This window comes from Streptomyces sp. SBT349 (assembly GCF_001083795.1).
Classification (GTDB): domain Bacteria; phylum Actinomycetota; class Actinomycetes; order Streptomycetales; family Streptomycetaceae; genus Streptomyces.
In genome coordinates this window covers 1-8,198 of sequence record NZ_LAVK01000333.1, presented here as the reverse complement: position 1 = coordinate 8,198, position 8,198 = coordinate 1, and the positions used below count along the sequence as shown (strand labels likewise).

At 75.7% G+C, this 8,198-nt stretch carries 9 protein-coding genes; 4 read left to right on the top strand and 5 right to left on the bottom strand.

Features of this window, described 5'->3' with window-relative positions:
- Positions 1-48 precede the first annotated feature (48 nt).
- The 4 genes from ADY01_RS29050 to ADY01_RS29035 are packed head-to-tail and all read left to right on the top strand — an operon-like array spanning position 49 to position 3,824.
- Positions 49-228, top strand: coding sequence for a hypothetical protein (locus ADY01_RS29050; RefSeq protein ID WP_049579421.1), 180 nt, complete (start codon positions 49-51; stop codon positions 226-228).
- 9 nt (positions 229-237) lie between these two features.
- Positions 238-1,008: a DUF4239 domain-containing protein gene (locus ADY01_RS29045; protein ID WP_049579419.1), complete on the top strand. Its 771-nt coding sequence runs from the start codon at positions 238-240 to the stop codon at positions 1,006-1,008.
- 39 nt (positions 1,009-1,047) lie between these two features.
- Positions 1,048-2,502, top strand: coding sequence for an acyl-CoA synthetase (locus tag ADY01_RS29040; protein ID WP_049579417.1), 1,455 nt, complete (start codon positions 1,048-1,050; stop codon positions 2,500-2,502).
- Positions 2,499-3,824: a carboxyl transferase domain-containing protein gene (locus ADY01_RS29035; RefSeq protein ID WP_049579416.1), complete on the top strand. Its 1,326-nt coding sequence runs from the start codon at positions 2,499-2,501 to the stop codon at positions 3,822-3,824. Before ADY01_RS29040 ends, ADY01_RS29035 begins: the two co-directional genes overlap by 4 nt.
- Before the next feature lie 35 nt (positions 3,825-3,859).
- Here the strand turns inward: ADY01_RS29035 and ADY01_RS29030 are convergent, their stop codons facing one another.
- The 5 genes from ADY01_RS29030 to ADY01_RS29010 all read right to left on the bottom strand — a co-directional run.
- Positions 3,860-4,972 (bottom strand): MsnO8 family LLM class oxidoreductase, encoded by a 1,113-nt coding sequence (locus tag ADY01_RS29030; protein WP_078900708.1) that lies wholly within the window; start codon positions 4,970-4,972, stop codon positions 3,860-3,862.
- Between the two features lie 45 nt (positions 4,973-5,017).
- Positions 5,018-5,674 (bottom strand): response regulator, encoded by a 657-nt coding sequence (locus ADY01_RS29025; RefSeq protein ID WP_049579414.1) that lies wholly within the window; start codon positions 5,672-5,674, stop codon positions 5,018-5,020.
- 33 nt (positions 5,675-5,707) lie between these two features.
- Positions 5,708-6,385: an ABC transporter ATP-binding protein gene (locus tag ADY01_RS29020; protein ID WP_049579411.1), complete on the bottom strand. Its 678-nt coding sequence runs from the start codon at positions 6,383-6,385 to the stop codon at positions 5,708-5,710.
- Positions 6,378-7,289, bottom strand: coding sequence for an ABC transporter ATP-binding protein (locus tag ADY01_RS29015; RefSeq protein WP_049579423.1), 912 nt, complete (start codon positions 7,287-7,289; stop codon positions 6,378-6,380). Before ADY01_RS29015 ends, ADY01_RS29020 begins: the two co-directional genes overlap by 8 nt.
- A gap of 44 nt (positions 7,290-7,333) precedes the next feature.
- A partial coding sequence (locus tag ADY01_RS29010; protein ID WP_049579410.1) for an ABC transporter permease occupies positions 7,334-8,198 on the bottom strand: 865 nt, incomplete at its 5' end.

The window sequence follows — 8,198 nt, the reverse complement described above, 5'->3', positions numbered from 1 at the left end:
ACCCTCTTCGCCGCCGGCGTCGAAGGTGTATAAGAGCCACCCTCGCCGGTGCCGCTGCCGTCCCCGGACCCCCTGCCGACGGCGCTGCCGCGCACCCCCGACGACGACCCGCAGGAGCGCGGCGGATCGCTCGTCACCCGCACGCTCCTCATCACCGCCCCCGCCGTGCTGGCCGCCGCCGCGCTGCGTCCCCGTTCCCGTTCCGGCTCCCGCTCCGGCGCCGGCTAGGAGGTCCCGGTGTCCGAATGGCTTGTGCTGACCATCGCCATCCTGGCGACCTGTGCCGTCGTCCTCGTCGCCGCGGTCCTGCGGCAGCGCCGGGTCGGGGACGAGGACGACCCGTCCGAAACGCCCGACGTCATCGAGTACATGACGATGATGATCGGCGTGGTCTACGCCATCGTGCTGGGCCTGGCCATCGCGGGCGTCTGGGAGGCGCGGGGCGCCGCGGACGACTGGGTCAGGCAGGAGGCGCAGGCGCTGCACGAGGTGGACGAGCTCGCCGGGGTGTTCCCCGCCGAGTCCCGTGACGCCATCCGCGCGAGCCTCACCGCCTATGTCGGCCACACGGTCGACGTCGAGTGGCCGCACATGGTCGAGAACGGCGAACTGACCGAACGCGGCGACGCGTTGCTGACGGACCTGCGGCAGGCCGTGCTCGCGCCCGAGCCGGTGACGGTCCGCGAGATGCAGGCGTTCCAGGGAATGGTCGACCAGGTGGCCGCGGCCGACGAGGCCCGCGTCGCACGGGGACAGAGCGCTCAGCCCACCATGCCCCTGGTCGTGTGGGCGGGGCTGATCGCGGGCGGCGCGGTCGCGGTGGGCATGGTCTTCGCGCTCCAGATCCAGCGCTCGGGGCGGGAGATGGTGCTCGCCGGTCTGTTCAGCGCGCTGATCGCCTTCCTGCTCTTCCTGATCTGGTACTTCGACAACCCCTTCGCCCATGGACTCGGCGACTCGACCGAGACGTTCACCACCTTCTTCCCTCAGGTGGGGGCCGCCGAGTGAGCCGCCCCGGCCGGGGCGGCAGGACCTAGCATGATGCGAATGAGCCCTCTGTTTCCGGCCCTGGCGAGTGCCGCCGCCAAGCCAGCCATCCGCTTCGGCGACCAGATACTCAGCTACGACGACCTGCGGGAGGAGGCCGGCGCCCTGGCCCGGCGGCTCGCCGGTCAGGAGCGGGCCGCCGTCTGGGCCACGCCCACGCGGGAGACGGCGGTGGCGGCCGTCGCCGCGCTGCTCGCGGGCGTGCCCCTGATCCCGGTCAACCCCAAGATCGGCACGGGGGAACTCGACCACATCCTCGGCGACTCCACCCCCTCCGCGCTCCTGGCCCCGGCCGGGGCAAAGCTCCCCCCGGCGCTGGCTGCCCTCCCCCGGATCGGCAGCGGCGCGGGGGCGGACGGAGCCCCGGACGACCCCGCCACGGGGGCGGACCTGCCGGACGTGGACGCCGAACGCCCCGCGCTGATCGTCTACACCTCGGGGACGACGGGACCGCCCAAGGGCGTGGTGCTCTCCCACCGGGCCGTGGCCAGCACCCTGGACGCGCTGGCCGACGCCTGGCAGTGGACGGAGCGGGACATCGTGGTCCACGGGCTGCCGCTCTTCCACGTCCATGGGCTGGTGCTCGGCGTCCTCGGCCCGCTCCGGCGCGGCGGCACGGTGCGCCACCTGGGCCGTTTCTCGCCCGAGGGCGTCCGGGAGGCGCTGGCGGGCGACGGCACCATGCTCTTCGGCGTGCCCACCATGTACCACCGGCTCGCCGAGACGGCGGCCACCGACGAGCGGCTCGCGGCGGCCCTCGCCGGGGCCCGGCTGCTGGTGTCGGGCTCCGCCCCGCTGCCGCTGCCCGACCACGAGCGGATCCTGGCGTTCACCGGGCGCCGCGTCATCGAGCGGTACGGCATGACCGAGACCATGATGAACACCAGCGTCCGCTCGGACGGCCCGCCCGCCACCGGCACCGTCGGCGTTCCGCTGCCGGGGGTGGAGGTCCGGCTGGTCGACGACGCCGGTGCGCCGATCACCGGCGACGACGGCGAGACGGTGGGCGAGATCCAGGTCCGCGGGCCGAACCTGTTCACCGAGTACCTCAACCGCCCCGAGGCCACCGCCGAGGCGTTCGACGGGAGCTGGTTCCGCACCGGGGACATGGCGATCCGGGACACGGAGGGCTGCTACCGCATCGTCGGCCGCAAGTCCACGGACATCATCAAGAGCGGCGGGTACAAGATCGGCGCGGGTGAGATCGAGAATGTGCTGCTGAGCCACCCCGGGGTGGCCGAGGCCGCCGTCACCGCCGCGCCCGACCCCGACCTGGGCGAGCGGATCATCGCGTGGATCGTGCCGAGGGACGCCGGGAGCCAGCCGTCCCCGCAGGACCTCACCGACCATGTGGCCGGGCAGCTGGCCACGCACAAGCGACCGCGCGAGGTGCGCTTCCTGTCCGCGCTGCCGCGCAACGACATGGGCAAGGTCCTCAAGCGGGAGCTGACGTGACGGCCGCCCTCACCGGTTCGAGCGCGACGGCCAGGGAGCTGATCGCGGCGGTGGCGCCGGTGTTCACCGAGCTGCCGGGGCGGGACGCGTTCGCCACCGGCGGCCCGCTGGGCTGGTCGGGGTACGACGACACGCGGGCGAGGGCGCGGACCAGGACCGGGGAGTCGGAGGCCGTGGTCTGCGGGATCGGCGACGCGGGCGGGACCGAGGCGGTGCTCATCGCCTTCGAGTTCGGCTTCCTCGGCGGCTCGATCGGCGAGGACACCGGCGAGCGGATCGAGAACGCGTTCATCACCGCCCGGGACCTGTCGCTTCCGGTCGTGTCGCTCATCGCCAGCGGCGGCAGCCGGATGCAGGAGGGCATGCACGCGCTGACGCAGCTCCAGCGCATCGCCCGGCAGCTGGTGCGGCTGCGGGCGGCCGGGCTGCCGCACCTGGCGGTGCTCGCGGGGCCGGTCACCGGCGGCGGCTGGGCGACCCTGGGCGCGGGCGCGGATGCGCGGGTGGCCCTGCCGGGGGTGCAGGTCGGCTTCGCGGGCTCGCGGATCAGGCCGCCCGGCGCCGACCCCCACGCCTACACGGCGGAGGGCCAGCTGGCGGCCGGGCAGGTGGACGAGATCGTGTCCGCCGCCGGCCTGGGGCCCGCCGTGGCGCGCTGGTTGTCGCTGCTGACCCGGCCCGCGCCCGGCCCCGTCGAGCCGCCCCGGGCGCTGCGCGCGGTGCCGCTGCCGGACACCGGCTGGCAGGCGGTGGAACGGGCGCGGGAGGCGGACCGCCCGCGCGCGGACGCGTATCTGGCGGCGCACTTCTCCGCCCGCGCGCCGTTGGCGAGCACGGATCCGGGCCTCAGGTGCGGGTTCGGGCTGCGGGACGGGCGGAGCGTCGCGTTCGTCGCCCAGGGCGGCACGGCCACCTCACCGGCCGGGTTCCGCGCCGCGACGCGGTTGGTGCTCCTGGCGGACCGGCTCTCCATCCCGGTGCTGACCCTGGTGGACACGCCGGGCGCGGAGAATGGGGCGGAGGCGGAACGGGACGGCGTCGGGGCGGCGATCGCCGAGACGATCACGGCGGTGGCGGGCTGCCGGATCCCGGTGACCACGCTGCTCATCGGGGAGGGCGGCTCGGGGGGCGCCGTGGCGCTGACCTCGCCGGGCCACACCTGGGTGACGCCGGACAGCTACTACTCGGTGATCGCCCCCGAGCTGGCCGTCGCCATCCTCAAGCGCGGCTCGGGCGACGTGCGCACGACCGCCGATCAGTTGCGGCTGCGACCGCAGGACCTGGTGGAGCTGGGCATCGCCCGGGGCATCGTCCCGGTCTGAACCACCGTGCGCGGGGCAGGGACGCGGGCCGGTGCTCAGGCGGTGGCCGGGGCCACGGCCCGCGCCGCGGCGGGTGGCTCGGGGCGCGCGTCGTCGGGGCCGCCGGGTTGTACGGTTCCGCCGGGCTCCCCCCGCGCGCCGGGCGCGCCGAGTCCGGCCAGCCGGGCCAGCCGCCGGGTGGAGTCGAGGCGCCCGGCGTGGTCGTGGGCACCGAGGGTCACCAGGATCTCGTCGGCCCCGGTGCGGTCGATCAGGCGGGCCAGGCGCTCGGCGATCAGCTCCTCGTCGCCGTGCAGTTGCCCGGCGCGGGCCTCCTCGACGTAGCGGCGCTCGCGCTCGGTCATCTCCCGGGCCAGTATCTCCTCGGCCGGTTCGAGGGGCGGGAAGACTCCGCGGGTGCGGGACCAGGTGGTCGCCCATGCCTCGGGCAGCTGGAGCAGCCCGGCGCGTTCCGGAGTCCCGGCGACCGCCACGTTCACCGCGAGGATCAGATACGGCCGTTCACCCTGCGCGGACGGCACGAAGTTCGCGCGGTAACGGTCGATCGCGGTCATCATGCGGTCCTCGTCGCTGAGGTGGGCCATCACCAGGGGAAGCCCGTGCGCGGCGGCGATCTCCCCGCCCGATCCCACGGCCAGCACATACGCGGGCACCCTGAGCCCGGCGGCGGGCAGGGCGTCGACCGGGCCGCCGCCCTCGAAGTAGCCAAGGAGCTCGGTCAGCTGGTCGCCGAAGCCGTCGGCCGCCTCCTTGCCGGCGCCGAGGGCGTCACGCACGGCCGCCGTGAAGCCGACCGAGCGGCCGAGTCCCATGTCGACGCGACCGGGGAAGAGCGAGGCGAGCACGCCGAACTGCTCGGCCACCACCAGCGGCCTGTGGTTGGGCAGCATCACCCCGCCGGTGCCCACCCGGATGCGGTCGGTCGCGGCGGCGACGGCGGCGGCCAGCACCGTGGGCGCGGAGCCCGCCACGCCGGGGACCCCGTGGTGCTCGGCGACCCAGAAGCGGTGGAAGCCGAAGTCCTCGACCTGCCGGGCGAAGCGCACGGTCGCGCGGAGCGCTTCCTCGGGGCGCTGTCCCCGGCGGGTGAGCGCGCGGTCCAGGACCGACCAGCGCACCGACCGCAGCCGGGCCGTGGTGTCGTTCATGCCTGGTTCAACACGCGGGGCGGCTCAGGATTCCCCGTCGCTTCCTCACTCCCCCTCCGCGAGGCGCGCGTCGTGGGCGAGGAGCGCGATCTGGACGCGGTTGTTGAGGTCGAGCTTGGCGAGGATGCGCGAGACATGGGTCTTGACCGTGGGGACGCTCATGTAGAGGGCGGCGGCGATCTCCGCGTTGGACTTGCCCTGGCCGATGGCGACGGCGACCTCGCGCTCCCGGCCGCCGAGGACGTCGAGCCGCCGCCTGGCCTGCCCCGTCTCCCGGGTGGCGCCGGTGACATGGGCGATGAGCCGCTGGGTGACGGCGGGCGAGAGCACGGGGTCGCCCGCGGCGACGCGGCGGACCGCCTCGACGATCCGGCCGGGCGGGGTGTCCTTGAGCAGGAAGCCGGCGGCCCCCGCCCGCAGGGCGCGCAGCACGTGGTCGTCGGCGTTGAACGTCGTGAGCACCAGCACCTCCGGGGGCGCGGAGCCGGCGCGCAGCCGCTCGGTGGCGGCCAGGCCGTCCATGCCGGGCATCCTGATGTCCATCAGCACCACGTGGGGGGCGTGGCGTTCCACCAGGGCGGGGACCTCCGCGCCGTCGGCCGCCTCGCCGACGATCTCCACGTCGTCGGCCGCGCCCAGCATCAGGCGCAGCCCGGAACGGACCAGGGGATCGTCGTCGACAAGGAGCACGCGGATGGTCATGCGGGCCACGGTAGCCAGAGGTCGGCGCGCCGGTCAGGGCGCGGCCGGAAAGTCCACGACCCGCTCGCACCAGCGCCGCAGGAGCACCCGGTCGTGCCCGACGGCCAGGAGCGCGGCGCCGTGTTCGCGGCGGTAGTCCTCGACCAGGGCGACCAGGGCCGCGGTGGTGGAGGCGTCGAGCATGGCGGTCATCTCGTCGCAGATCAGCAGCCGGGGCCGCAGGAGCAACGCGCGGGCGAGGCACGCCCGTTGCAGCTGGCCGTCGCTGACCTCGTGGGGGCGGCGGCCGAGCAGGGCGGGGCCGAGCCCCACGGCGTCGGCGAGCTCCCCGACGCGGTCACCGAGCGCGGCCCCTGCACCGCCCGCGCGGCCCCGGGCGTCGCCGCCGGCACGGGCCGGCTCGGCGATCAGGTCGCGCAGGGTGAGGCGGGGGTCGGCGGCGAGCCGTGGCTGCTGGAAGACGACGCCGACGCGGGTGCGCCGCTCGCGCGGGGCGCGGAAGCGGAAATCGCGCACCGGCTCGCCTTCGAGGCGGACGGTGCCGGACCAGGGGCGGTGCAGCAGCGCGGCGACGCGGGCCAGCGTGGACTTGCCGCAGCCGCTGGGGCCGAGGAGCCCGACGGCCTCGCCGTCCGCGACGGCGAGGGAGAGGCCGGTGATCACGGGCACGCGGCGGTCGTATCCGGCGGTGACGCGGTCCAGCTCAAGCATCGGCGGACTCCAGCGCATGGTGGCAGGCGACGCCGCCGCCGAGGGCGGGCAGGGTGGCGCACCGGTCGGTGGCGCGGTCGCAGCGGGGCGCGAAGGCGCACCCCGCGGGCAGGTCGTCCAGCTCGGGCGGCAGCCCGCGGATGGGGGTGAAGGCGCGCTCGGGGAGGGCGTCGAGCAGCCCGGCGGCGTAGGGGTGGCGGGGTCCCCGGGCGCCGAAGAACGAGGCGGCGCGGGCGAGTTCGACCAGGCGGCCGGCGTACATGACGGCCACCCGGTCGGCGATGCGCTCGGCGGCGGCCAGGTCGTGGGTGATGACGAGCAGGGCGTGGCCCTCGTCGGCGTGGCGGCGCAGCTCGCCCACGGTGCGGTCCACCAGATCGCGGTCCAGGCCCGTGGTCGGCTCGTCGGCGATGAGGAGCGGGGCGTCGCCGACGAGCGCCAGGGCGGTGGCGGCCCGCTGGGCGAGACCGCCGGAGAGCTGGTGCGGGTGGCGGTCGAGGTGGTCGGCGGGGAACGCGGCCCGTTCCGCGGCGGCCTCGGCGGCGGCGCGCAGGGCGCGTGGCGGGGGGCGTTTCAGCGCACGCACCGTCTCCTCCAGGTGGGAGCGGACCGTCCGCACCGGCGTGAGGTGCGCGGCGGGGCTCTGCGGGATGAGCCCCGCGCGGCGGCCGCGAACGGTGCGGGCCAGGACCGTTTCCCCGGCGGTGAGCAGGTCGAGCCGGTCGGGCCCGTCGCCGAGGAGGGCCCGGCCGCGGGTCCTGGCGTTGCCGGGGAGAAGGCCGAGCAGCGCGGAGGCGAGGACGGACTTGCCGCAGCCGCTCTCGCCGACCAGGGCGAGGCACTCCCCCGCGGCCAGGTCGAAGGAGACGTCGTTCACGGCGGCGACGTGGCGCCCGCGGGGCATCAGGAAGCGGACGGACAGCCCGCGGACGGACAGCAGCGGCTCACTCACAGGACGAGCTCCGATCGGCGGCGGGGGTTGATCCGCTCCCGCCAGGCCCCGGCGAGTCCGGCGATGGCGAGGGTGGGCAGGACGATGAGGAGACCGGGGAAGAGGGTGGGCCACCACTCGCCGGTCACCAGGGAGCCGCGGGCGCCGTTGATCATGGTTCCGAGGCTGGCCTCGTGCGCGGGGATGCCCAGCCCGAGGAAGGACAGCGCGGACTCGTGCCAGATGGCGTGCGGCACCATGAGGACGGCCGCGAGCCCGGCCTGCGGGAGGACCGCGGGCGCCAGATGGCGCACCACGACGCGCCGGCGGGAGGCGCCGCCCGAGATCGCCGCGTCGACGAACGGCCGGTCGCGCAGCGAGAGGACCTCGGCGCGGACGATGCGGGCGGTGGAGACCCAGTGGGTGAGCCCGACGGAGGCGACCACCGGCCAGATCCCGGGGCGGAACATGGCGACGATGAAGATGCCCATCAGCAGGTGCGGGACGGCGGTGAACGCGTCCACCAGGCGCATGACGAGCCGGTCGGCGCGCCCGCCCAGCGCGCCCGCGGCGCAGCCGACGGCCAGGCCGATGGCGCTGGCGACCAGGGCGGCGACGAGGCCCACGAGCAGCGAGACCCGCAGGCCGTAGACGCTGCGGAGCAGCACGTCGCGGCCGACCTCGTCGGTGCCGAAGGGATGTGCGGCGCCGGGTGGTTCGAGCTTGGCGGTCAGGTCGACGGCCTGCTGGTCGAGGGGGAAGAGCGGCGGGACCAGCAGCACGGCGAGCGTGGCGGCGGCCAGGAGCGCCGCGGAGACGGCGACGCGCGCGGTGCGGGTGGAGCGCGGCGGGCGGGGGGGGGCGGCGGGGCTGTGCCAGGTG

What these genes read in the sequence shown, in the direction of transcription:
- ADY01_RS29040 (WP_049579417.1), top strand. Translation starts at nt 1,048, where the DNA reads ATGAGCCCTCTGTTTCCGGCCCTGGCGAGTGCCGCCGCCAAGCCAGCC.
- ADY01_RS29030 (WP_078900708.1), bottom strand. Translation starts at nt 4,972, where the DNA reads ATGAACGACACCACGGCCCGGCTGCGGTCGGTGCGCTGGTCGGTCCTG.
- ADY01_RS29025 (WP_049579414.1), bottom strand. Translation starts at nt 5,674, where the DNA reads ATGACCATCCGCGTGCTCCTTGTCGACGACGATCCCCTGGTCCGTTCC.
- ADY01_RS29020 (WP_049579411.1), bottom strand. Translation starts at nt 6,385, where the DNA reads ATGCTTGAGCTGGACCGCGTCACCGCCGGATACGACCGCCGCGTGCCC.
- ADY01_RS29015 (WP_049579423.1), bottom strand. Translation starts at nt 7,289, where the DNA reads ATGCCCCGCGGGCGCCACGTCGCCGCCGTGAACGACGTCTCCTTCGAC.